Consider the following 23,818-nt stretch of genomic DNA (forward strand, 5'->3'; position numbering starts at 1 on the left):
AAAAATGCTAGAAAGTAGTGAAGTGAAGATGTATCAAACGATTTTATTTGATTTAGATGGCACAATTACGGATTCTGGTAGCGGCATTATGCGTTCTATTTTATACGCAACAGAACAATTAGGCTGGCCAGCTCCTAACGAGGAGACGTTACGTTCTTTCATAGGGCCGCCTTTATATGAGTCATTTTTGCACATGGCGCCTTCAGCTGAAGCAGCGCAACAAGCCGTGGGTCATTATCGAGCGTATTATCAGAGAAAAGGTATGTTTGAAAACCATGTGTATCCAGGGATTCCAGAAGTGTTAACAAGGTTAAAGGAAGCGGGAGCAAAGTTATACATTGCGACTTCCAAGCCAGAAGAATTTGCTAAAAAGATTATTACTCATTTTGATTTAGATTGTTATTTTACAGGCATCTATGGAGCGAGTATGGACGGTCATCGTTCTAAAAAAGCAGATGTGATTCAGTATGCATTAACGGAAGCTCAATTAGACCCAACCAAAGAAGCGATTATCATGGTTGGTGATCGTAATCATGACATTCTTGGTGCTCAACAAAATGGCTTAGATAGTATAGGTGTCTTGTATGGATTTGGTGAAGAAACAGAATTACAAGAGGCGGGAGCGACATTCCTAGTACAATCGCCTAAAGACTTAGGTGCTATTTTGCTACAAAATTCTTAATAGAAAATGGATTTTCGATAAATTTAGGAGGATTTTAAGATTTATTATCGTTTCAATAGAAAAGCGCCATCATAGGCTTTAACCGTTGTCAATGATGAATTTTTTATCGGGGAATGACGGTCTTTTTATTAAAAACATTTAATTTTAAAGAGGTTTCATGTATAATAGTTTCAGTCATAAACGATAGAATAGTAAGGAGGGTTAGTTTTGGCTAATGATAACCAAAATAACCAAGATCCCAAATCTTCGCTTAGAGATCAAGTAACTGGGTCTTTAAAAGGTAGAAATGATGGCGATCAACCTGATTCCTCTGAAAAAAATGATAGGTCTCCCCAACCTTCATCTGATGAATCACAAGAAACAGCGAGCCGCACAACACAAACACGCGCAGGTTCTAGAGCTGCTCGAAGACGTGGGAAAGACAAGACAACACAGACAGTCGAAGAGCCAACCCCGATTGAAACAGACGAAAAGCCAACAAATACAAAAAAACAAACACGTAAAAAAGAAGATCGTTTAGTCGGTCGTATCGTGTTAATTGTAGTTTCTGTATTGGTTTTAATGATGGCAATCTTTGGGTTTACTTTTTATAAATATGTAGATGCTGGGCTACAGCCACTAGACAAGAACAATAAGAAGCTTGTTCAAGTGCATATCCCAGAAGGATCTTCTAATAAGCAAATTGCTGCGGTTTTAGAAGAAAGCAACGTCATTAAAAGCGGAATGGTTTTTAACTACTACGTAAAATTTAAAAACTTAACAGATTTTCAAGCGGGCTATTATCAAATGTCTCCAAGCATGACACTCGATGAAATTGGTGAAATGCTAAAAGAAGGAGGCACGCCAGAACCAACTAAAATCGCAGATGGCAAAGTAACGATTCCTGAAGGTTACGATATAGATAAAATTGGCGAAGCCATTGAAAAAAATACGGATTTCAAGAAAGCAGATTTCATTGCATTAATGAAAAACGAGGACTTCTTCAATCAAATGAAGGCTAAGTATCCTGATTTACTTGAAAGTGCTGCAACCGCAGAAGGTGTTCGTTATCGCTTAGAAGGCTATTTATTCCCGGCAACTTATGATTACTACAAAAAAGCAACACTTCCTGAATTTGTCGAACAAATGATTGCTAAAATGAACACAGTAATGGAACAATATACGCCGACAATTCATGCAAAGAATTTAACCAATCAGCAAGTCTTAACGTTAGCTTCATTGGTTGAAAAAGAAGGAGTCAAAGAAGCAGACCGCAAACAAATTGCGCAAGTATTCTTTAACCGCTTGGCTGCCGATATGCCGATCCAATCAGATATTTCTATTTTGTATGCTCTAGGAGAACACAAAGAAACTGTAACGTATGCTGACTTGGAAGTGGACTCGTCTTATAACTTGTATAAAAATACTGGTTATGGACCAGGACCATTAGATAGCCCAAGTGAGGAGTCAATTAAAGCAGTCTTGAATCCGACACCAAGTGACTATTTATACTTTGTAGCAGATATTTCTACAGGAAAAGTATACTTCTCAAAAACATATGAAGAACATCAAGTATTAGTAGATCAGTATGTCAATAATTCAAGTAGTGAATAAAATGAAAACATAAAAGAGCTTGGTGAATCAATTTTGTATGATTCACCAAGCTTTTAGATACTCAAAAAGTAATCTGTTTAACAGAGGGAAAGAGTAGCAACTAGAAATTTATATAAATAAAATTTAGCAAAATCACAAAAATTCAATAATTATATTTACAATTTAGAAAAAGCGTGGTACTCTTTTGTGGATTGAAAGCGGAATTTTTTTCAATAACCAACCAAGAACTACGTATCGTTAAGCGAAAAAGGAGAATTAACATGGTAGAAAAAGTATATCCAATGACTCTTGAAGGAAAAGAAAAATTAGAACAAGAGCTAGAAGAATTAAAAACAATTAAACGTAAAGAAATCGTAGAGCGTATTAAAATCGCTCGTAGCTTTGGGGATCTTTCAGAGAACTCAGAGTATGAATCAGCTAAAGATGAACAAGCTTTCGTTGAAGGACGTATTACAACGTTAGAAAATATGATTCGTTTTGCAGAAATCATCGATAATGATGGCGTGGACCAAGACGAAGTTTCCATCGGTAAAACAGTTACTTTCCAAGAATTGCCTGATGGAGAAGAAGAGGAATACACAATCGTAGGAAGTGCCGAAGCCGATCCATTTTCTGGTAAAATTTCTAACGATTCACCGATTGCGCAAGCCTTAATTGGTAAACAATTAGGCGACCAAGTGATTATTGCAACACCTGGTGGCGACATGACAGTTAAAATTACAAAAGTTGAAGCAAACTAAATAATTGAGTAGGGCAGGCAGCTTCCAAGGCCTGTCCTTTCGCAATCTAGGACATTTAGGGCTAAAGTCCTATGGTAACCTAAGGCGCAAACCACTATGATTAAATAAAATAAACGAGTAAAATAAATGACATAGGGAGGAGGCAAATCTATGAATAATCCTTGGCGCTTTTTTATCGTCGCAGAAGCATTACTTTTTATTCTGGCGTTATGGCAAATTGTACATAATCCTGGATTAGCTGTTTTATTAACAATTGGCGTTTTACTTGTGGCCTATGTTTCCAGGAAAGCATCTAAAACACATTTTAACAACTTTCAATTCGTCCTCGGCGTTGTTTTTATTGTCATTGGTGCAATGAACAGCACGGCTGTTTGGTTTATGTTGATTTTTGGCGTACTCTTTATCGGCTTAAAAGGCTTTGAGATTTCAGGCGTGGATATAGCTGAGCGAGCACCTTGGCGTAAAAAACAAATGATTATGGTGGAGACGGCGGCAAAAGAACCTAAAAATGGCAAACGATTTAAACGCCGCTGGTTTGCCAACGAACGCATTGGTAACAATATCTATGAATGGGACGATATCAATATTGATTTAATCTCTGGGGACACCATTATTGATTTAGGTAATACGCTACTACCGAAAGAAGACAATATTATTATTATTCGTAAAGGTTTTGGCCGCACGCGAATTCTAGTGCCGTTAGGTGTAGCTATTTTGTTAGAACATTCAACTTTTTACGGAACGGTACGTTTTGAAGAAGAAAAATATCAATTGAAAAACGAATCATTAAAAATTTACAGCAATGATTATGATACCAATCTTCGTCGTTTGAAAATTATGACGAACACTTTAGTAGGAGATGTTGAGGTGATCCGTGTATGACCGATCGGATTTCAAGACGCATGATTTCATTATATGCGTCCCTTAGCACCTTTATTGTTATCTTAATTACATTGTTTTCATATTTTCATTCGATTAAACAAAACCGGTGGTTATTAGAGCTTCTTCAGAGAAAAGTCTTTTATTTACCACTAATTGTGCACATTGTTCTCATATCCTTACTAATAGGCTTATTGACCTTTTTACTGATTTCATTGGTTCAAAAAGGGCAATATGGACGGATTGAAGAAAAACTTCGGTTATTGGCCAACGGTAATTATGAAAGTCCAGTCTTAAACAAACCAACGACCAGTGAAAATCAAGACCATTATCTAACCGAAGTCGAACAAGATATTTGGTCGATTAAAAATAAATTATTAGAGATGTCTAAAGAATTGCAATTATTAAACAGTCGACCGCAATTAATGGATGGGCAAACAAAAGAAGAAATTTTAGAGAACGAGCGGCATCGTTTGGCGCGGGAGTTGCATGATTCAGTCAGTCAACAACTTTTTGCAGCCATGATGATGTTGTCTGCCTTAAATGAACAAGCACAACGAACAGAAACCCCGGAACCATATCGTAAACAACTAGCCATGGTGGCAGAAATCATTAATGCCTCTCAATCGGAAATGCGCGCGTTACTATTGCACTTGCGTCCTATCAGTCTAGAAGGAAAAAGTTTGCGTAAAGGTATTGAACAATTACTGAAAGAATTACAAACAAAAATTAAAATTGAATTGATTTGGGATGTTGAAGATGTTCATTTAAATAGCAGCATTGAGGATCATCTTTTCCGAATTGTGCAGGAATTACTTTCAAATACCTTAAGACATGCCAAAGCAAAGGAATTAGAGGTATACTTACACCAAGTCGATAAAAACGTGCTATTGCGTATTGTTGATGACGGTGTCGGCTTTGATATGAAGGAACAAAGTAATAAAGCCGGTAGTTATGGCTTAAATAATATCCGAGAACGTGTTGTCGGCATGGGCGGTACAGTTAAAATTATTAGTTTTAAAGGGCAGGGAACCAGCGTTGAAATTAAAGTTCCTGTCATAAAGGAGGAAACTGCAAGTGATCAAAGTAATGTTAGTGGATGACCATGAAATGGTCCGTTTAGGCGTTTCATCATATTTATCTATTCAAGAGGATATAGAAGTCGTAGGCGAAGCAGAAAATGGTAAGATTGGCTATGAAAAAGCATTGGAACTACGTCCAGATGTTATTTTGATGGATTTGGTAATGGAAGAAATGGACGGCATTGATTCAACAAAAGCGATCTTGAAAGATTGGCCAGAAGCCAAGATTATTATTGTGACGAGTTTTATTGATGATGAAAAAGTGTATCCGGCGATTGAAGCTGGTGCAGCGGGCTACCTATTAAAAACATCAACAGCACATGAGATTGCTGATGCAATTCGGGCGACTTATCGCGGAGAGCGTGTGTTGGAACCTGAAGTGACGCATAAGATGATGGAACGGTTAACAAAAAAACAAGAGCCGGTGTTGCACGAAGATTTGACAAACCGAGAACACGAAATTTTAATGTTGATTGCACAAGGTAAAAGTAATCAGGAAATTGCTGATGAACTCTTTATCACTTTGAAAACAGTTAAAACACATGTTTCAAACATTTTAGCAAAACTAGATGTGGATGATCGGACCCAAGCGGCGATTTATGCTTTTCAACATGGTTTAGCCAAATAAATATCAGATAAATCCATAAATAAATTCTAGGAAATCCTTCTAGGAATTTATTTATGGATTTGTTATACTAATTTTAACGAACAGACAGGAGCGGTCAGAAGAAATGAAACAAAATTTTGCAATTATTGGTTTAGGACGTTTTGGCGGCAGCATATGCCAAACTTTGGTGGAAGCTGGTCAAGAAGTTTTGGCCATTGACAGCAGTGAAGACCGTGTCAATGAATATATGAATATTGCAACGCATGCAGTGGTGGCTAACGCCCAAGATGAAATGACGTTGCGTTCTTTAGGGATTCGGAATTTTGATCACGTAGTGGTGGCAATTGGTGAAGATATTCAAGCGAGTATTTTAGTGACACTAATGGTTAAAGAGATGGGGGTTCCCAATGTCTTAGCCAAAGCAGTCAATGAATATCATGCCCGTGTCTTAGATAAAATTGGGGCAGATATGGTCGTTCACCCAGAGCGAGATATGGGTATTCGAATTGCCCATAAACTTGTTTCACGCAATATTTTAGATTATATTGAATTATCTAGCGAATTTTCATTAGCTGAGGTTCGGGTCACCAATCCTAAATTTTACAATAAAACCTTAGCAGAATTAAATTTCCGTCAGCGATTTGGTTTAACTGTGGTAGCGATCCGCCGCTCGAAAACAGAAGTAATTGCTTCGCCAGATGCTTCTGAAATTGTTCGAGAAAACGACAATTTATTAGTTATCGGTGATACCGCAGACGTTGATTTATTAGATGAAAAAATGAATGGCTAAGCACTTTATTCTCTAAAAGCACTGCGCTGTGCTACAATAAATGGCGACAGAGATGTGAAGGAGGAACAAAGAATGAAATTAGAAGTGACACCGAAAGCCCAACAATGGTTTAAAGAAGAAACCGGGGTTCAGCCTGAGACAGGCATTCGTTTTTTCGGAAAAATTTACGGAAAAACACCTGTTCATGATGGTTTTTCCATTGCGATGTCTGTAGAAGCGCCAGATGAGCCAATGATTAAAGAGAACCTAGATGGGATTACCTATTTTATTGAAGAAACAGATGATTGGTTCTTTAAAGGGTATGATTTGATTGTTGATTATGATGAAAAGAATGATGAACCGCGTTATCAATTTGAAGCAAACCAAGAAGATTTAACAAAATAATTTTAGTGCTAAACAAAAGAGGCTGAAGTAGTGCGTAGGACTATTTCTGTTGCTTTCGTTTAACCGCTAGTCAGCCTGAGAAAAAATCGTTTTGGATTTTTTCTCAGGTTCTTTCTATTTAATTAAGCTATTCTTAATTGGATATCGTTATTTAATAAGGCTATCATATGGTATAATGATAATTAACTGAAGTGTGGAGGAAATAAAATGTTATCAATTGTTGTCCCTTGTTATAATGAGGAAGCAGCGATTCCGCTGTTTTTTGAAGAAGTAGAAAAAATTAGCCAGCAACTGTCTCATTCAGTAGAATATATATTTGTGAATGATGGCTCAAAAGATAATACGTTAGCTGTTTTAAGACAGCTTTATCGCGAACATCCAGAGAAGGTCCGTTATCTTTCTTTTTCACGAAATTTTGGGAAAGAAGCGGGCTTATACGCTGGTTTAAAAGAAGCAACAGGTGACTTAGTGACAGTCATGGACGTTGATTTACAAGACCCGCCTGAGTTATTACCTCAAATGATTGAGATGATTGAAACCAGTACAGATTTAGATTGTGTTGGCACACGACGCATAACAAGAGACGGCGAACCGCCCATTCGTAGCTTTTTTGCACGGATGTTCTATAAACTCATTAATCGAATTGCTGAGACGGAAATGGTGGATGGTGCCCGTGACTTCCGTGTCATGACCCGACAAATGGTCGATGCGATTTTAGAGTTATCTGAGTATAATCGTTTTTCAAAAGGGATTTTTAGTTGGGTCGGCTTTAAAACAGAATATATTGAATTTAAAAATCGAGAACGAATTGCTGGAGAAACCTCTTGGTCTTTCTGGAGTCTATTAAGTTATTCAATTGACGGGATTGTCAATTTTTCAGAAACACCATTGAATATTGCTTCATACGTTGGCGCCTTTTCGTGTATTGGTTCTGCACTAGCAATGTTAGTGATTATCTTTCGAACATTAGTTAATGGTGATCCAACAAGCGGCTGGCCTTCAATGGTTTGTATTGTACTTTTTGTAGGTGGTTTACAACTCTTATGTTTAGGAATTATTGGCAAATATATCGGCAAAATTTTCTTAGAAACGAAAAAAAGACCAATTTATATTGTAAAGGAATCAGAAAAAGATTCTAAAAAATAACCAAAAAAGCAGAGAAAAATTCTCTGCTTTTTTGTTATGCGTTAAAAAAAGTGTAAACAGGCTTTTCAGAAAAACAACATTTTTTACATAAAAAATACATTAACTTTACCTATTTTTATCTTAATGAAACAGCTTTGCTCTCGCGGTTGCAAGAAATAAATGTTAAAATCAAAAGGTATGCTATTAAATGTTTTTTTGGAGGTTGGGTCATGATAGAAGTTATCGACTTGAAAAAAGTATTCGATAATGGGTTTGAAGCGTTAAAATCGGTCAATTTTACGATTGAGCAAGGGGACTTGGTTTGTTTGTTAGGACCAAGTGGGTGTGGGAAATCCACAATTTTAAACTTAATTGCAGGTTTATTACATCCAAGTGATGGAGATATTCAGTTTCGACAGCAATCGGTTGTCAAAACAGCACCAAAAGATCGGAACATCGGGTTCGTTTTTCAAAACTATGCCTTATATCCACATATGACTGTTCTAGAAAACGTAATGTTTCCTTTGACAGTAGGAAGTAAGAAAGTTCCCAAGGCAGAGGCACAAGCTATTGCCGAAGAATATATGAAACTAACGAATATTGAAGAGTTAAGCCATAAAAAGCCAGGCACACTTTCTGGTGGTCAACAACAGCGTGTTGCGATTACCCGGGCGTTAGTTCAAAAACCAGATGTTTTATTATTAGATGAGCCTTTAAGTAACTTGGATGCACGTTTGCGTTTGAAAATTCGTGAAGAAATCCGCCGCTTGGTGAAAGAAGTAGGCATTACAACAATCTTTGTAACGCACGACCAAGAGGAAGCGCTATCAATCAGTGATAAAATTATTTTATTAAACGAAGGGGTTATTCAACAAAATGATGAACCTCAAAACCTTTACTTAGAACCAAATAACTTATTTGTTGCTCAGTTCATAGGTAACCCAATTATTAATTTATTGTCTGTTGAAGTGAAAGACGGCAAAATGTACCACGAAAGTTTTGAAATTCCGCTTGAGCGTTTTGAGCAAGCACGCTTTAAAATGCCAATGACTGATGGGAAATATACGTTTGCTTCTCGTCCAGAAGATGTGGTACCAGCTGAAACAGGTCTCTTTACCACAACGACAGATTTAGTGGAATTGATTGGTCGAGAACGTATTTTACGATTTACATTAGGAAATGAACAAGTGAAATCAATTGTAAGTGTAGAAGAAGCGATTGAAGAAGGAGACACTTTATCTTTTGATTTTTCATATAAAAAAGTATTTATCTTTAACGAAGCGGGAGACCGGGTTTACTAATGAAAAAATACAATCCAGAAAATCAACCAAAAGCATGGCTCTTCCTTCTGCCATCATTAGGAATCATTTTACTGTTTAGCGTTTATCCGCTGTTTCGTTCTTTGTGGATGAGCTTCCAAAAAGGTTCCTTAATTAACCAACGCTACGCTGGTTTAGAAAATTATCAACGTGTATTGAATGATCCAATCTTCTATAAAGCGTTAAAAAATACAGCGCTCTATGCATTTGCTGTGGTACCGATTGCCTTGATAATTTCCCTAGCAATTGCTTGGATTATCTTTGAAAAAGTTAAACATAAGAGTTTCTTTGAAACGATTTTCTTTATGCCTTATGTAACGAGTACGATTGCCATTGGGATTGTCTTCCGTTACTTCTTTAATGGCGATTATGGAATTGTCAATTACGTCTTAGGCTTTTTCGGCATTCCTTCTGTCAACTGGCTAGATAATGTTCAAATGAGTATGCCAACATTGATTATTTTTGGGGTTTGGACGAGTTTAGCATTTAATATTATTATTTTGTTGGCTGGGTTGAGAAATATTGATGAAGAACATTTTAAAATTGCAAAAATGTTTGGCGCCTCAGACGGCGAAATTTTCCGACGTATTACGTTTCCGCAACTAGTCCCGACCATTGCCTTTTTATTAACGGTCAATTTAATTGGCGCCTTTAAAGTTTATACACAAGTTTATGCTTTATTCGGTGGTCGTGCGGGGATTGCCAATAGTGCCACAACCGCAGTGTACTATATTTATGACAAATTCCACATTGCAGGGCGTCCCGGAATTGCGATGGCCGCCACAGTGATTTTATTTGTGATTATTTTAGTGGTCACTTTCTTACAAAATAAACTCTTAAAGAAAGTGGGGCAATAAGCTAATGAAAAAAGTTTTAACGATTATCGCATTTGTTTTCTTAGGCATTTTAGCCGTTATTACGTTATTTCCATTTGTCTATATGATTTTAGCTGGTTTAATGAGTTACTCTGAAGCGACCAGCATGCCGCCAACCATGTTTCCGAAACAACCACAATGGCAAAACTACACAGAGGTCTTTCAAAAAGCACCCTTTCTTCGGTATTTCTTGAACACAGTCTTTGTTTCAGGCGTTACAACGATTGCTACGGTAGTCACCGCCGTGTTAGCTTCATTCGCATTAACGAGTTTGAAGTTCCGTTTTAAAAATGTGGTCATTGCTTTGATGATTTCGTTGTTAATGGTTCCGTATGAATCTATTATTTTTACCAATTATCAAACGATTGCGCAATTAGGTTTGTTAAATACTTACAGCGCCTTAATTATTCCATTTTTAACTAGTATTTTTTATATTTACTATTTAAATGGTTATTTAAAAGGTATTCCTGATACTTTTTACAAGGCTGCCAAGATTGATGGTGCTAGTGATTTAGAATATATTTGGCGTATTTTAGTACCAATGTCAAAACCAGCGTTAGTAACAGTAGGGATTTTAACATTTATTTCTAGTTGGAATTCTTTCTTGTGGCCATTATTGGTGACGAACGAGAAAAAATACCGTTTATTGAATAATGGACTATCGGCCTTTGCGACAGAGAGCGGTAGTGACGTACATTTACAAATGGCTGCTGCAACATTAACCGTTATTCCAATTTTAATTATTTACTTGATTTTCAGAAAAGAAATTATCAGAGGAGTTGCAAAAAATGGAATCAAAGGCTAAAACAACTGTGACTTTTCACAGTGGCATTTTAACAATTGGAGGAACCGTGATTGAAGTGGCGTATAAAGATGCCCACATCTTCTTTGATTTTGGTACAGAATTTCGACCAGAATTAGATTTGCCCGATGATCACATTGAAACCTTAATTAATAATCGTTTAGTGCCAGAATTAAAAGACTTATATGATCCACGTTTAGGTTATGAATATCATGGTGCAGAAGACAAAGAGTATCAACACACCGCTGTTTTCTTATCTCATGCCCATTTAGATCATTCGCGCATGATTAATTATTTAGACCCAGCTGTTCCGTTGTACACATTAAAAGAAACGAAAATGATTCTAAATAGTTTAAATCGCAAAGGTGATTTTTTGATTCCATCACCGTTTGAAGAAAAGAATTTTACCCGAGAAATGATTGGTCTTAATAAAAACGATGTTATTAAAGTTGGCGAAATTTCAGTGGAAATCGTACCTGTTGATCATGATGCGTACGGTGCTTCGGCATTACTGATTCGCACGCCTGACCATTTCATCACATACACAGGTGATTTGCGCTTACATGGCCATAATCGTGAAGAGACTTTAGCTTTTTGTGAAAAAGCCAAACATACTGAATTATTAATGATGGAAGGCGTAAGCATTAGCTTCCCAGAACGTGAACCAGATCCAGCCCAAATAGCGGTTGTCAGTGAAGAAGATCTTGTTCAGCACTTGGTTCGTTTAGAACTAGAAAACCCAAATCGACAAATTACCTTTAATGGTTATCCAGCAAACGTGGAACGTTTTGCTAAGATTATTGAAAAGTCACCACGTACAGTCGTTTTAGAAGCAAATATGGCTGCGTTGTTACTTGAAGTATTTGGAATAGAAGTTCGTTATTATTATGCTGAATCTGGTAAAATACCAGAATTGAATCCAGCGTTAGAAATCCCGTATGACACGTTACTAAAGGACAAAACAGACTATCTGTGGCAAGTTGTGAACCAGTTTGACAACCTCCAAGAAGGTAGTTTATACATTCACAGTGATGCACAACCGTTAGGGGACTTTGATCCACAGTATCGCGTGTTTTTAGATTTGTTGGCTAAAAAAGACATTACTTTTGTCCGTTTAGCTTGTTCAGGACATGCAATTCCAGAAGATCTGGATAAAATTATTGCATTGATTGAACCTCAAGTATTGGTTCCAATCCATACCTTAAAACCAGAAAAACTGGAAAACCCGTATGGTGAAAGAATATTGCCAGAACGTGGCGAGCAAATTGTTTTATAAATTTTTTTAAGGGAGAGAAAAAAATGAAGTTCAAAACTCTAGCAACAACAGTGTTAGCAACCGCAGCTATTTTCGCATTGGGGGCTTGTGGTAACGGTAATGGGGCCAAAGAATCAAACGATATTGTGAAAGAAGTGAAGGAAGATACGACAATCACTTTCTGGCATGCAATGAATGGGGTTCAAGAAGAAGCGTTAACAAAATTAACGAAAGACTTCATGAAAGAAAATCCAAAAATTAAAGTGGAATTACAAAATCAATCTGCTTACCCTGATTTACAAGCCAAAATCAATTCGACTTTAACTTCACCAAAAGATTTACCAACAATTACGCAAGCGTACCCAGGCTGGTTATGGAATGCTGCACAAGATGAAATGTTAGTGGACTTAAAACCATATATGGATGATGACACAATCGGCTGGAAAGATGCAGAGCCAATTCGTGAAGTATTGTTAGACGGCGCCAAAATCGACGGCAAACAATACGGCATTCCATTTAATAAATCGACAGAAATGTTATTCTATAATGCTGATTTGTTGAAAGAATATGGTGTTGAAGTACCGAAAACATTAGAGGAATTAAAAGAAGCTTCTAAAACAATTTACGAAAAATCCAACAAAGAAGTCGTTGGTGCTGGTTTTGACTCGTTAAATAACTATTACGCAATTGGAATGAAAAACAAAGGCGTTGATTTTAATAAAGACTTAGATTTAACAAGCAAAGATTCACAAGAAGTCGTGGACTATTACCGTGATGGTATCGAAGCAGGTTACTTCCGCACAGCTGGTTCAGATAAATATTTATCTGGCCCATTTGCAAACAAAAAGGTAGCAATGTTTGTCGGTAGTATTGCTGGTGCTGGTTTTGTTCAAAAAGATGCTGAAGCTGGTGGCTATGAATACGGTGTTGCACCACGTCCTGAAAAAATCAATTTACAACAAGGAACAGATATTTATATGTTCGATAGTGCTACGCCAGAACAACGGACAGCGGCATTTGAATTCATGAAATTCTTAGCTACGCCTGATTCACAATTGTACTGGGCACAACAAACAGGTTATATGCCAATTTTAGAATCTGTTTTACACAGTGATGAGTACAAAAATTCTAAGACAACCAAAGTACCTGCACAACTTGAAAACGCAGTAAAAGATTTATTCGCTATCCCAGTAGAAGAAAATGCTGATTCAGCCTATAATGAAATGCGGACAATTATGGAAAGTATTTTTGCTTCATCAAATAAAGACACGAAAAAATTATTGAAAGATGCAACATCACAATTTGAACAAGCATGGAACCAATAATCAATAAATAAACAGACGTGGGAGGTTGGGATCTGAGTCGTTATGGCTCGTGTTCTAACCTTCCTGTTCTTTTGGTCGGAAGAAGGAGAGAAACAAAATGCAAATAAAAATTTTAGCAACAAGTGATATGCATGGGTATATTATGCCGACAAGTTATAGTGAAAAAAAGATGGATTTGCCTTTTGGAACCGCAAAAGCAGCAACCATGCTGAAAAAGTTACGGGCGTCTGCCGAAGGACCAGTTTTTCAAATTGAAAATGGGGATTTTATTCAAGGTTCGCCGCTTAGTTACTACGTAAGAAAAGCAGAAACACATTCAGTGGAAGCCATCACTAAAATCATTAATCAAATGAATTATGATGTTAGCATTTTAGGTAACCATGAATTTAATTACGGATTAGATTATTTAAAGGAAACGATTGCCAGTTATCAACAGCCAGTTTTAGCTGCCAATATTCTTGGTAAAGATGGACAACCTTATTTCGGTCAGCCGTATGTCATCATAGAAAAACAAGGGGTTAAAGTAGCCATCCTTGGCGTGACGACTCAATATATTCCTCATTGGGAACAGCCGGCAACAGTCAAAGATTTAACGTTTAAAAGTGTCGTTGAAACAGCGGCAGAATACGTGCCAAAATTACGGGAAGAAGCGGATCTAGTTGTTGTTGCTTACCATGGCGGTTTTGAAAAAGATTTAGAAACAGGGGAACCCACGGAATTACTAACAGGAGAAAATGAAGGCTACGATTTATTGGAAAAAGTTCCTGGGATTGATGCCTTAGTCACTGGTCACCAACATCGAGAAATTGCTACAAAACTGAATGGAATACCTGTGATTCAACCAGGTTTTAGAGGAGCTTTCGTTGGAGAAATTACTTTAGAAATTGAACCTATGGCTAAAGGCTATCGCGTTATTGAAAGTGACGCAGCTATTCATCCTGTTGGAAACGAACAACCAGATACAGAAGTTTTAGCTTTGACAACAGCGTTACATGACGAGGTAGAAGAGTGGCTTGACCAACCAGTGGGAAATGTGGAAGGGGATATGACGATTCAAAATCCGAATGCCGTACGCCTAAAAGAACATCCATATATAGAATTTATTAATAACGTCCAAATGGCTTCAAGCGGAACGGATATTTCAGGGACTGCACTTTTTAACAATGAAGGCAAAGGGTTTAATAACCAAATTACGATGCGCGATATCATTACCAACTATATTTATCCAAATACCTTGGCTGTATTGCGTGTCACTGGACAAGACCTCCGTGAAGCGTTAGAACAAAGCGCTACTTATTTTGTGTTAGAAAAAGGCCAACCAATTTTTAACCCGAAATATGTCGATCCAAAACCACAATACTATAATTATGACATGTATGAAGGCATTGAGTATACGCTTGATTTAAGACAACCGTTTGGTGAAAGAGTGACGAAACTTAATTATCATGGTAAAGCAGTGCAAGCAGAAGATGTTTTGGAAATCGTGACAAATCAATACCGAGCAGTCGGTGGCGGAAACTATCAAATGTTCCAACCTGAAAAAATTATTCGAGAAATTCAAATTGATATGACGGAACTGATTGCAGAATATTTAAAAAAACATCCAATCATTCAAGCGTCGACAAATGATAACTTCAAGGTTATCTGGTAAAAAATAGCAAAAAAAGCCTTCAACCATGCAATTACTTGAAAGATGGTTGAAGGCCTTTTTTGAATTAATAGCCTTTTTTTAAAGAAACTTGGTTTTTGACGAGGGTCTGATCCGTCACAAATTGATTTAAGTTTGGAATAAAAATCGCCAGTAATTTTGATTTGAACTTCGGTGTCATGCCAGAAATATGAGGTGTTAATAAAACATTCTGCATCTCCCATAAAGGGCTATCTTCGGGAAGCGGTTCTTCTTCAAAGACATCTAAGGCAGCAAAAGCAATGGTTTTATTGTTTAAGGCAGTTATCAAATCGTTCGTTGCTACTGAGGCGCCGCGACCAACATTTACGAAAATTGTTTCAGGAGCCATTTTTTCAAAAAGTGCCTGATTGTATAAATGTTTTGTTGTTTCAGTTAAAGGAAGAATGTTCACAACAATGGACATTTCATGGATAATTTTACTCATATTCTTCTGTGAATAGCATTCAATGAAGCCTTCCGTCACATGTCCAGAGGTATTCACGCCATAAACTTGAAGATTTAAACCTTTAGCAAATTTAGCTAATTGTTGTCCGATTTGCCCAGTGCCTACGATTAACATTTTTTGCCCAGAAAGTTGTTGATAGGAAGGGGCTGTTTGATTCCATGTGTGTTGCATTTGTTGTTGGATACTTTCTTGCAGTCCGCGAGTATGTGCTAATAAAACGCCTAAAACATGTTCTGAGATAGAAACACTATGGATTCCGCTACCATTAGACAACAGAATGCCTTTTTCTCTTAATTTATCAAAATCCATATAATCAGCACCAGCAGAAATGAGCTGAATCCATTTTAGGTGACTAGTATCAGAGGCTAATAAACGCGGACCAATTTCTTTATGCCAGCCTAACATAATTTCGATTGCCTCTTCTTCAGCAGAGGATAAATGATCAGTAGATGTTTTAACTAGATAATTGGGCGCCACAGCTTTCACTTGTTCCAGTTGTTCTTCGTTGAATACTTCATTTAAATAAATAATTGGTTGGTTCATCTTTCTTCCTCCTAGCACTTTTTATTGTATCAAAAATAAATTTAAAAGAGAAAAAGAAAGGCTTTTCAGTAAAGCAGAAAGCCAAGGACAAAAATCCGATTTAGATTTTTGTCCTTGGCTTAAAAACTGCTAAAGTCCAGTGCTAACCTTATTTAGGTACGCCGTTTTCAAATAAACTTGTACTATGAACTGGTTGACGTCGAGCATCGGGCCGTAAGTAATGTAAAGCATTATTTACGGCAGTAGGTGCCTCACCAAATCCTGTAGCGATTAATTTCACTTTTCCCTCATAGGAACAGATATCCCCTACAGCGTATACACCAGGAATGTTAGTTGACATATCGGAATGAACATTAATAGCATTTCTAGAAACGTCTAATCCCCATTCTTTGAGGTGTGTTAAAGAAGAAGTGAAGCCATAATTGATAATTAAATCATCCAGAGGGAGATCCAATGTTTGGTCACCTTTTGTCTCCGTTAATTGGATGCCTGTGAACGTTTCGTTTTCCTTTAAAATATCACTAATGATATAAGGAGTTCTGATAGAAACACTAGATTTTTCCAGTTGTTCCACGCTATGTTCATGGCCGCGAAATTGTGGGCGACGATGGATAATAGATACTTCTTCTGCAACGTTTTCTAGCATTAAAGCCCAGTCAATTGCGGAATCGCCGCCACCAGCAATCGCAACTTTTTTGCCAGCGAATTTTTTCATGTCAGTCACATAATAATGGATTGACTCACCTTCAAAGGCTTCAACATTTTCGATAGCTAAACGTCGAGGTTGGAAAGCACCGTTACCAATCGCAAAGATAACCGTTTTAGAATAATGTGTGCCTTTAGTTGTGTCTAAGCGCAGAAGTCCATCTGCTTCCTGTGCAAGGTGTGTGACCTCTTCTTCCAAACAAACATCGTGCTGAAATGGCTGCATCTGTTTTTCCAAATTGGCAATTAACTCACCGGCTTTAATAGCAGGGAATCCAGGAATATCATAAATATATTTTTCGGGATACAGCATTGTTAGCTGACCACCTAATTGCGGCAGGCTATCAATGATTTTCGTTTTCGCTTTACGAATTCCCGCATAAAAAGCGGCAAATAATCCAACAGGACCGCCGCCGATAATTGTTAAATCATAAATATCTTTTTCATCAGACATTTGAAAATTCCTCCTAATTCATTTAGGGTTGAGACAACTATTGATCGTTTTGCGAACACTTCACAAAATAGCACGGCTTTTCGAAAAAAGCAAGTTTGGCTAACGAATCAAAGCATTCTTTAATCATTGGAAAAAGATCATAGCAATTTTCAGCATTTTTCGATATGATGGAACTATAAAATAATTATCTAGGAGGACATTCTCATGTCACAATTTCCACAATTAGATTTAGAAAATGCTAAAGGCCCAAAAGCGGTCATTAAAACAAACCGAGGCGACATCACTGTTCAATTATTCCCAGAACAAGCGCCTAAAACGGTTGAAAATTTTGTTGAATTAGCGAAAAAGGGCTACTATGATGGCGTTATTTTCCATCGTGTGATTCCTGATTTTATGATTCAAGGCGGTGACCCAACCGGAACAGGAATGGGCGGCGAAAGTATTTATGGAGAAGCATTTGAGGATGAATTTTCTCGGGATGTTTTCAATTTGCGTGGCGCATTGTCAATGGCAAATGCTGGTCCTAACACAAATGGCAGCCAATTCTTTGTTGTTACTAATCAAAATGTTCCAGCTCAAATGATGAGTCAGTTAGAAGATGCTGGTTTTCCAGAAGAAATTATTGAAGCTTACAAACAAGGCGGAACACCTTGGTTAGACTTCCGTCATACTGTTTTTGGTCATGTTGTTGATGGTATGGATGTAGTGGATGAAATTGGTGGAGTCCAACGGGATGCCCAAGACCGTCCAACATTTGACGTCGTCATGGACACAGTTGAAATCATTGGTGAATAAGTTTAACCAATTGAAAAAGAGAGTACCAACGAGGGACAAATTCGTTGGTACTCTTTATTTTTTTCTTAAAACGACTAACTTTTTTTTAAAAGCATCCAAATCGCTTCTTTTAATGAAGTCTTTATAGGATACTGAGTTAAAGAATAGAAGGAGAGGAACCAAATTTGTTAGAAAAATACAGATATCCAATGGCCTTGGCTTTGTTTGCAGTAATACTCCCATTTATAGGAACGTTTTTTACGTATGTAGATCAGCAAGGAATCGTTCATGAACCAGGATTTTATACAATCATAATTGGAGAAATTTTACTTCTATTTTCAGGTATCTGGTTCGTCAGAGTTTATTTAGCTAAACGCAAAAGAAAGAATTAAAAACAGCTGTCCTAAAAACTAGGACAGCTGTTTTTAATTAAAAGCTTTTTTGATACGTAAAAGGCCTTCTTCGAGAGTTTCTTTTGAACAAGCTAAGTTTAAACGCATGTGTTGAGAACCTTGGGGACCGAAACTAATTCCTGGATTTAGAACCACTTTCCCCTTATGAATTAAGGTATCGCGAAGTTCCCGATCCGTTAGCGAATAAGAACTAAAGTCTAACCATAAAAGATAGGTTCCTTCAGGCTCCATTACACGAACGCTAGGCAGCTCTTCACGGAAAAAGGAAAGGGCAAAATCAATATTTTCTTTTAAATAATCAAGTAACGCCGTTAGCCATTCTTCCCCTGTTTGATAGGCAGCTGCCGTTCCAACGTAGCCAAAAGTATTGATACCGCCTTGATGATTTTTGTCTTGTAAAGATACGAAAGATTGCCGTAGTTTTTCATTAGGAATGAACAGCATTGAATTTTTAATACCCGCTAAATTAAAGGTTTTCGTTGCCGCTGTTAAGGTAACAGTGAATTCCTTAAATGCTTCATCAGCAACAGTGAAGGAAGTGAAGGTATGCGGTTTGAAAATCAAATCCTGATGAATTTCATCGCTAACTACAGTTACTTGGTGTTTTTGGCATAAACGGCCAATTGCTAGCAATTCTTCTTTTGTCCAAACACGTCCACCAGGATTATGGGGATTACAAAAAAGTAACAGTTTCACCTTTTCTTCGATTATCTGTTGTTCCATTTTAACCAAATCAACTTCATAATGTCCGTTAACTTCTAGTAAAGAATGGCACACAAGTCTACGCTCATTTTGTTTTACCACATCTGCAAAAGGGGGGTAGACTGGATCACAAATCATGACAGAATCAGCAGGTGCTGTATACGCTTGAACGGCTGTGGCCAAGCTGGGTACCACGCCACTATTAAACAAAATTTCTTCTTTTTCAACAATCAATTGATGGTGTTGCCGTTGCCAATCTTGAATTGCTTGATACAGTTCATTAGGTGCCACTGCATATCCTAGAATGCCCTGTTCAATAACTTGTGACAAGGCATCAAGAATAGGCTGATGTACTTTGAAATCCATATCAGCAACCCATAAAGGTAGTAAATCTTTTTCGTGGTAACTCGTTTCAACGGTGTCCCATTTAACACAATTCGTGTGGCGACGATCAATGGTTTCATTAAAATTAAACATAAGATAACTCCTTTTCTTCTATATAAAGTCTTACTTCCTATAGTATAGTAGATTTTGCTTAAAAGATGAAACAATTGTTTTAACAACTAGGGAAGAAATAATGCACAAACGTTGAAAAAATGCTATTATTTTAAATGAGTAGAAACGGAAAAAGAAATTTATCGTATGAAAAGAGGAAATTTGATGAAGTACAAAATTGGTATGGTACTTTCTGGCACAATTACCGGACTTCAACCATATGGCGCATTTGTTTCTTTAGACGAAGAAACACAAGGACTGATTCATGTTTCGGAAGTACAAGCTGGCTTTACTAAAAATATCCATGGACTCTTAACCGTTGGACAAAAAGTAACCGTTCAAGTTATTGATGTTGATGAATATTCTCAAAAGATTAGCTTATCTTTACGGACCCTTGAAGACAAAGTTCATTCAGTGAACCATCGACGCAAAAAATATTTTACGGATAAGAATAAAAAAATTGGCTTTGCAACCTTAGACAAAGAACTTCCAGAATGGATTGATGAAGCAATGGATAAGTTGCTTGAAAAATAATTCTGTATTTTTTCAGAAAGTGTGTTACAATTTCTTTTGTTAGTGAATCTAAAAATTAATTGAGGTGGATGTCGTGTCTAACAAAAAAGTCGCTGGAACAATCATACTGAACTTAAACGATGGTAGTAAAAAATTTTTGATGCATCCAATAGGTGAAGCGATTGAGTTTGCGATGGCAAAAGTTTCTGATGAGATGACGGGTTTAGCTAGTATGCTACAATGGTTCAAAGAAGAGGTTCAATTGGACGTTACTTCAATTAGCTTAGTAGAATTAACTAACGCGCATATCAATAAAGAAAATGTTCCGCTGTTTGTCTTCGAGATGGATGAACAAGCACTTAAAAATGAAATGGATAAAGACTATACATGGGTAGCACCTGCAGAATTAAAAACGATTTGGTCAAAATATCATATTGAAGGTGTCCCAATGTTTTAAACAAAAAAGAAAGAATCTGTCGATAATCGAACAGATTCTTTCTTTTTTTATGTTGTACGTAAAAAAGTTAATCGAACTATTTCAAATATATGATTCAAATTGTTCGATTTTTAGTAAGGAATTAAACTGTTTTGATAGACAATTAGGATTTAAAAAGTTTAAAAACGAAATAATTGAAAAGAATGAAAACAGATTGAAAACTTCTTTTAATTTTTTTGAAAAAAAGTGTTGACCAAACATCAAAATCTTGATATATTATTACATGTCGCAAGGCGAGTCACACAGCTGAGCGATTCAGAAATCAATAATTAAATAACAATTCTTGATTTCAAATATCTCGAAAAAAGTTTGAAAAAACAACGAAAAAGTTGTTGACAAATAACAAGCGAGGTGATAAGATATAGAAGTTGTCACAACAGACAACAACAACCGAGCGAAACAACTTAAAAAACTTTTTAAAAAAGTTCTTGACATTCAAACGAAAGTTTGTTATGATATAAAAGTTGCTGCGAGGTAACGTAGACCTTTGAAAACTGAACAAAGAATAGACGAACCAAATGTGTAGGGCGTCTTGATTCAATTCAAGACAACAAACATTTTTAACAAGCAAGCAATATGCTAGCAAACAAATTGAGCTTAACAATCGTAAGATTGTTCTAACTTTTATTATGAGAGTTTGATCCTGGCTCAGGACGAACGCTGGCGGCGTGCCTAATACATGCAAGTCGAACGCTTCTTTCCTCCCGAGTGCTTGCACTCAATTGGAAAGAGGAGTGGCGGACGGGTGAGTAACACGTGGGTAACCTACCCATCAGAGGGGGATAACACTTGGAAACAGGTGCTAATACCGCATAACAGTTTATGCCGCATGGCATAAGAGTGAAAGGCGCTTTCGGGTGTCGCTGATGGATGGACCCGCGGTGCATTAGCTAGTTGGTGAGGTAACGGCTCACCAAGGCCACGATGCATAGCCGACCTGAGAGGGTGATCGGCCACACTGGGACTGAGACACGGCCCAGACTCCTACGGGAGGCAGCAGTAGGGAATCTTCGGCAATGGACGAAAGTCTGACCGAGCAACGCCGCGTGAGTGAAGAAGGTTTTCGGATCGTAAAACTCTGTTGTTAGAGAAGAACAAGGACGTTAGTAACTGAACGTCCCCTGACGGTATCTAACCAGAAAGCCACGGCTAACTACGTGCCAGCAGCCGCGGTAATACGTAGGTGGCAAGCGTTGTCCGGATTTATTGGGCGTAAAGCGAGCGCAGGCGGTTTCTTAAGTCTGATGTGAAAGCCCCCGGCTCAACCGGGGAGGGTCATTGGAAACTGGGAGACTTGAGTGCAGAAGAGGAGAGTGGAATTCCATGTGTAGCGGTGAAATGCGTAGATATATGGAGGAACACCAGTGGCGAAGGCGGCTCTCTGGTCTGTAACTGACGCTGAGGCTCGAAAGCGTGGGGAGCAAACAGGATTAGATACCCTGGTAGTCCACGCCGTAAACGATGAGTGCTAAGTGTTGGAGGGTTTCCGCCCTTCAGTGCTGCAGCAAACGCATTAAGCACTCCGCCTGGGGAGTACGACCGCAAGGTTGAAACTCAAAGGAATTGACGGGGGCCCGCACAAGCGGTGGAGCATGTGGTTTAATTCGAAGCAACGCGAAGAACCTTACCAGGTCTTGACATCCTTTGATCACTCTAGAGATAGAGCTTTCCCTTCGGGGACAAAGTGACAGGTGGTGCATGGTTGTCGTCAGCTCGTGTCGTGAGATGTTGGGTTAAGTCCCGCAACGAGCGCAACCCTTATTGTTAGTTGCCATCATTTAGTTGGGCACTCTAGCGAGACTGCCGGTGACAAACCGGAGGAAGGTGGGGATGACGTCAAATCATCATGCCCCTTATGACCTGGGCTACACACGTGCTACAATGGGAAGTACAACGAGTCGCTAGACCGCGAGGTCATGCAAATCTCTTAAAGCTTCTCTCAGTTCGGATTGCAGGCTGCAACTCGCCTGCATGAAGCCGGAATCGCTAGTAATCGCGGATCAGCACGCCGCGGTGAATACGTTCCCGGGCCTTGTACACACCGCCCGTCACACCACGAGAGTTTGTAACACCCGAAGTCGGTGAGGTAACCTTTTTGGAGCCAGCCGCCTAAGGTGGGATAGATGATTGGGGTGAAGTCGTAACAAGGTAGCCGTATCGGAAGGTGCGGCTGGATCACCTCCTTTCTAAGGAATATTACGGAAATACACATTTCGTCTTTACTTTGTTCAGTTTTGAGAGGTCTACTCTCAATCAAATAAGTTCGGGGCCTTAGCTCAGCTGGGAGAGCGCCTGCTTTGCACGCAGGAGGTCAGCGGTTCGATCCCGCTAGGCTCCATTGATAGCTTTTGCTATCAGATTCGTTCATTGAAAACTGGATATTGAAGTAAAAAGAATCAAAACAAACCGAGAACACCGCGTTGAATGAGTTTTTTAATAAGTTCAATTGCTTATTTATTGATTAACCTTCTATCGCTAGAAGAAGTGATCAAGACCCAACCGTAAGGTTGATAAGGTTAAGTGAATAAGGGCGCACGGTGGATGCCTTGGCACTAGGAGCCGATGAAGGACGGGACTAACACCGATATGCTTTGGGGAGCTGTAAGTAAGCTATGATCCAGAGATTTCCGAATGGGGGAACCCAATATCTTTTATAGGATATTACTTTTCAGTGAATACATAGCTGATTAGAGGTAGACGCAGAGAACTGAAACATCTTAGTACCTGCAGGAAGAGAAAGAAAATTCGATTCCCTGAGTAGCGGCGAGCGAAACGGGAAGAGCCCAAACCAACAAGCTTGCTTGTTGGGGTTGTAGGACTCCGATATGGTAGTCTGTTAGTATAGTTGAAGGATTTGGAAAATTCCGCTAAAGAGGGTGAAAGCCCCGTAGACGAAATGCTAACAACACCTAGGAGGATCCTGAGTACGGCGGAACACGAGAAATTCCGTCGGAATCCGCGGGGACCATCCCGCAAGGCTAAATACTCCCTAGTGACCGATAGTGAACCAGTACCGTGAGGGAAAGGTGAAAAGCACCCCGGAAGGGGAGTGAAATAGATCCTGAAACCGTGTGCCTACAACAAGTCAAAGCTCGTTAATGAGTGATGGCGTGCCTTTTGTAGAATGAAC

General features: G+C 38.3%; 23 protein-coding genes, 1 tRNA gene and 2 rRNA genes (1 of these 26 cut by a window edge). 23 read left to right on the forward strand and 3 right to left on the reverse strand.

The genetic code is table 11. The features are described from left to right. Nucleotides 1-4 precede the first annotated feature (4 nt). The 15 genes from AB1I62_RS01745 to AB1I62_RS01815 all read left to right on the forward strand — a co-directional run bounded on the left by AB1I62_RS01745 (nucleotide 5) and on the right by AB1I62_RS01815 (nucleotide 15,109). A complete protein-coding gene (locus tag AB1I62_RS01745) occupies nucleotides 5-682 on the forward strand; it encodes an HAD family hydrolase (protein ID WP_367019422.1) in 678 nt (225 codons plus the stop codon). 207 nt (nucleotides 683-889) lie between these two features. Continuing rightward, on the forward strand, nucleotides 890-2,275 hold the full coding sequence (gene mltG / locus AB1I62_RS01750; protein WP_002375722.1) for an endolytic transglycosylase MltG: 1,386 nt from the start codon (nucleotides 890-892) through the stop codon (nucleotides 2,273-2,275). Between the two features lie 260 nt (nucleotides 2,276-2,535). Continuing rightward, on the forward strand, nucleotides 2,536-3,015 hold the full coding sequence (greA, locus tag AB1I62_RS01755; RefSeq protein WP_002355133.1) for a transcription elongation factor GreA: 480 nt from the start codon (nucleotides 2,536-2,538) through the stop codon (nucleotides 3,013-3,015). Nucleotides 3,016-3,165: 150 nt separating this feature from the next. After that, nucleotides 3,166-3,897, forward strand: coding sequence for a cell wall-active antibiotics response protein LiaF (gene liaF, locus AB1I62_RS01760; protein ID WP_002381168.1), 732 nt, complete (start codon nucleotides 3,166-3,168; stop codon nucleotides 3,895-3,897). Beyond that, on the forward strand, nucleotides 3,894-4,997 hold the full coding sequence (locus tag AB1I62_RS01765) for a sensor histidine kinase (protein ID WP_002365182.1): 1,104 nt from the start codon (nucleotides 3,894-3,896) through the stop codon (nucleotides 4,995-4,997). Before liaF ends, AB1I62_RS01765 begins: the two co-directional genes overlap by 4 nt. Continuing rightward, nucleotides 4,972-5,604, forward strand: a complete 633-nt coding sequence (locus AB1I62_RS01770) for a response regulator transcription factor (RefSeq protein ID WP_002355137.1) — start codon at nucleotides 4,972-4,974, stop codon at nucleotides 5,602-5,604. The genes AB1I62_RS01765 and AB1I62_RS01770 overlap by 26 nt, the downstream gene beginning before the upstream one ends. Before the next feature lie 103 nt (nucleotides 5,605-5,707). Continuing rightward, on the forward strand, nucleotides 5,708-6,373 hold the full coding sequence (locus AB1I62_RS01775; protein ID WP_002355139.1) for a TrkA family potassium uptake protein: 666 nt from the start codon (nucleotides 5,708-5,710) through the stop codon (nucleotides 6,371-6,373). Nucleotides 6,374-6,427: 54 nt separating this feature from the next. Then, the gene (locus AB1I62_RS01780) at nucleotides 6,428-6,757 is read left to right on the forward strand and encodes a HesB/YadR/YfhF family protein (protein WP_002355140.1); all 330 of its coding nucleotides are present in this window, start codon (nucleotides 6,428-6,430) and stop codon (nucleotides 6,755-6,757) included. A gap of 207 nt (nucleotides 6,758-6,964) precedes the next feature. Then, the gene (locus tag AB1I62_RS01785; RefSeq protein WP_002373102.1) at nucleotides 6,965-7,903 is read left to right on the forward strand and encodes a glycosyltransferase family 2 protein; all 939 of its coding nucleotides are present in this window, start codon (nucleotides 6,965-6,967) and stop codon (nucleotides 7,901-7,903) included. A 146-nt stretch (nucleotides 7,904-8,049) separates the two neighbouring features. Beyond that, complete coding sequence (locus tag AB1I62_RS01790; RefSeq protein WP_002396511.1) at nucleotides 8,050-9,183, forward strand: ABC transporter ATP-binding protein; 1,134 nt, start codon at nucleotides 8,050-8,052, stop codon at nucleotides 9,181-9,183. Then, a complete protein-coding gene (locus AB1I62_RS01795; protein WP_002355143.1) occupies nucleotides 9,183-10,058 on the forward strand; it encodes a carbohydrate ABC transporter permease in 876 nt (291 codons plus the stop codon). The genes AB1I62_RS01790 and AB1I62_RS01795 overlap by 1 nt, the downstream gene beginning before the upstream one ends. Nucleotides 10,059-10,062: 4 nt before the next feature. Continuing rightward, a complete protein-coding gene (locus AB1I62_RS01800; protein WP_002355144.1) occupies nucleotides 10,063-10,881 on the forward strand; it encodes a carbohydrate ABC transporter permease in 819 nt (272 codons plus the stop codon). Further along, the gene (locus tag AB1I62_RS01805) at nucleotides 10,865-12,154 is read left to right on the forward strand and encodes an MBL fold metallo-hydrolase (protein WP_002359171.1); all 1,290 of its coding nucleotides are present in this window, start codon (nucleotides 10,865-10,867) and stop codon (nucleotides 12,152-12,154) included. Before AB1I62_RS01800 ends, AB1I62_RS01805 begins: the two co-directional genes overlap by 17 nt. A gap of 23 nt (nucleotides 12,155-12,177) precedes the next feature. Next, on the forward strand, nucleotides 12,178-13,458 hold the full coding sequence (locus tag AB1I62_RS01810; RefSeq protein WP_002359172.1) for an extracellular solute-binding protein: 1,281 nt from the start codon (nucleotides 12,178-12,180) through the stop codon (nucleotides 13,456-13,458). Between the two features lie 97 nt (nucleotides 13,459-13,555). Then, nucleotides 13,556-15,109: a bifunctional UDP-sugar hydrolase/5'-nucleotidase gene (locus AB1I62_RS01815; protein ID WP_104859308.1), complete on the forward strand. Its 1,554-nt coding sequence runs from the start codon at nucleotides 13,556-13,558 to the stop codon at nucleotides 15,107-15,109. A 64-nt stretch (nucleotides 15,110-15,173) separates the two neighbouring features. Here the strand turns inward: AB1I62_RS01815 and AB1I62_RS01820 are convergent, their stop codons facing one another. Together AB1I62_RS01820 and AB1I62_RS01825 are read right to left on the reverse strand one after the other, a co-directional pair. Beyond that, nucleotides 15,174-16,136 (reverse strand): phosphoglycerate dehydrogenase, encoded by a 963-nt coding sequence (locus AB1I62_RS01820; RefSeq protein WP_002355148.1) that lies wholly within the window; start codon nucleotides 16,134-16,136, stop codon nucleotides 15,174-15,176. A gap of 148 nt (nucleotides 16,137-16,284) precedes the next feature. Continuing rightward, nucleotides 16,285-17,295, reverse strand: coding sequence for an NAD(P)/FAD-dependent oxidoreductase (locus AB1I62_RS01825; RefSeq protein ID WP_002368301.1), 1,011 nt, complete (start codon nucleotides 17,293-17,295; stop codon nucleotides 16,285-16,287). Between the two features lie 204 nt (nucleotides 17,296-17,499). On the opposite strand from AB1I62_RS01825, the gene AB1I62_RS01830 reads away from it, so the two are divergent. Beyond that, nucleotides 17,500-18,090, forward strand: a complete 591-nt coding sequence (locus AB1I62_RS01830; protein WP_002361120.1) for a peptidylprolyl isomerase — start codon at nucleotides 17,500-17,502, stop codon at nucleotides 18,088-18,090. Nucleotides 18,091-18,254: 164 nt separating this feature from the next. Further along, on the forward strand, nucleotides 18,255-18,461 hold the full coding sequence (locus AB1I62_RS01835) for a DUF3955 domain-containing protein (RefSeq protein ID WP_002355151.1): 207 nt from the start codon (nucleotides 18,255-18,257) through the stop codon (nucleotides 18,459-18,461). Nucleotides 18,462-18,494: 33 nt separating this feature from the next. On the opposite strand, the gene AB1I62_RS01840 is transcribed toward AB1I62_RS01835, so the two are convergent. Continuing rightward, nucleotides 18,495-19,661 carry a MalY/PatB family protein gene (locus tag AB1I62_RS01840; protein ID WP_033595447.1) on the reverse strand — a complete coding sequence of 389 codons (1,167 nt, stop codon included), beginning with the start codon at nucleotides 19,659-19,661 and terminating at the stop codon, nucleotides 18,495-18,497. A gap of 183 nt (nucleotides 19,662-19,844) precedes the next feature. Between AB1I62_RS01840 and AB1I62_RS01845 the strand changes: the two genes are divergently transcribed. The 6 genes from AB1I62_RS01845 to AB1I62_RS01870 all read left to right on the forward strand — a co-directional run. Beyond that, on the forward strand, nucleotides 19,845-20,213 hold the full coding sequence (locus AB1I62_RS01845; protein WP_002365178.1) for a CvfD/Ygs/GSP13 family RNA-binding post-transcriptional regulator: 369 nt from the start codon (nucleotides 19,845-19,847) through the stop codon (nucleotides 20,211-20,213). Between the two features lie 64 nt (nucleotides 20,214-20,277). Beyond that, a complete protein-coding gene (locus tag AB1I62_RS01850) occupies nucleotides 20,278-20,649 on the forward strand; it encodes a hypothetical protein (RefSeq protein ID WP_002385270.1) in 372 nt (123 codons plus the stop codon). After that, entirely contained in the window at nucleotides 20,633-20,881 is a 249-nt protein-coding gene (locus AB1I62_RS01855; RefSeq protein ID WP_002392518.1) for a hypothetical protein, read from the forward strand. Before AB1I62_RS01850 ends, AB1I62_RS01855 begins: the two co-directional genes overlap by 17 nt. Nucleotides 20,882-21,313: 432 nt before the next feature. Beyond that, nucleotides 21,314-22,874: ribosomal RNA gene (locus AB1I62_RS01860) — 16S ribosomal RNA — on the forward strand. Between the two features lie 79 nt (nucleotides 22,875-22,953). Beyond that, nucleotides 22,954-23,026, forward strand: a tRNA-Ala gene (locus tag AB1I62_RS01865). A 176-nt stretch (nucleotides 23,027-23,202) separates the two neighbouring features. After that, nucleotides 23,203-23,818 (forward strand): 23S ribosomal RNA (locus tag AB1I62_RS01870) (it continues 2,297 nt past the right edge of the window). The 16S and 23S rRNA genes sit together here with 1 tRNA gene alongside, the layout of an rRNA operon.

Source organism: Enterococcus sp. AN402 (assembly GCF_040719405.1).
GTDB lineage: Bacteria > Bacillota > Bacilli > Lactobacillales > Enterococcaceae > Enterococcus > Enterococcus faecalis.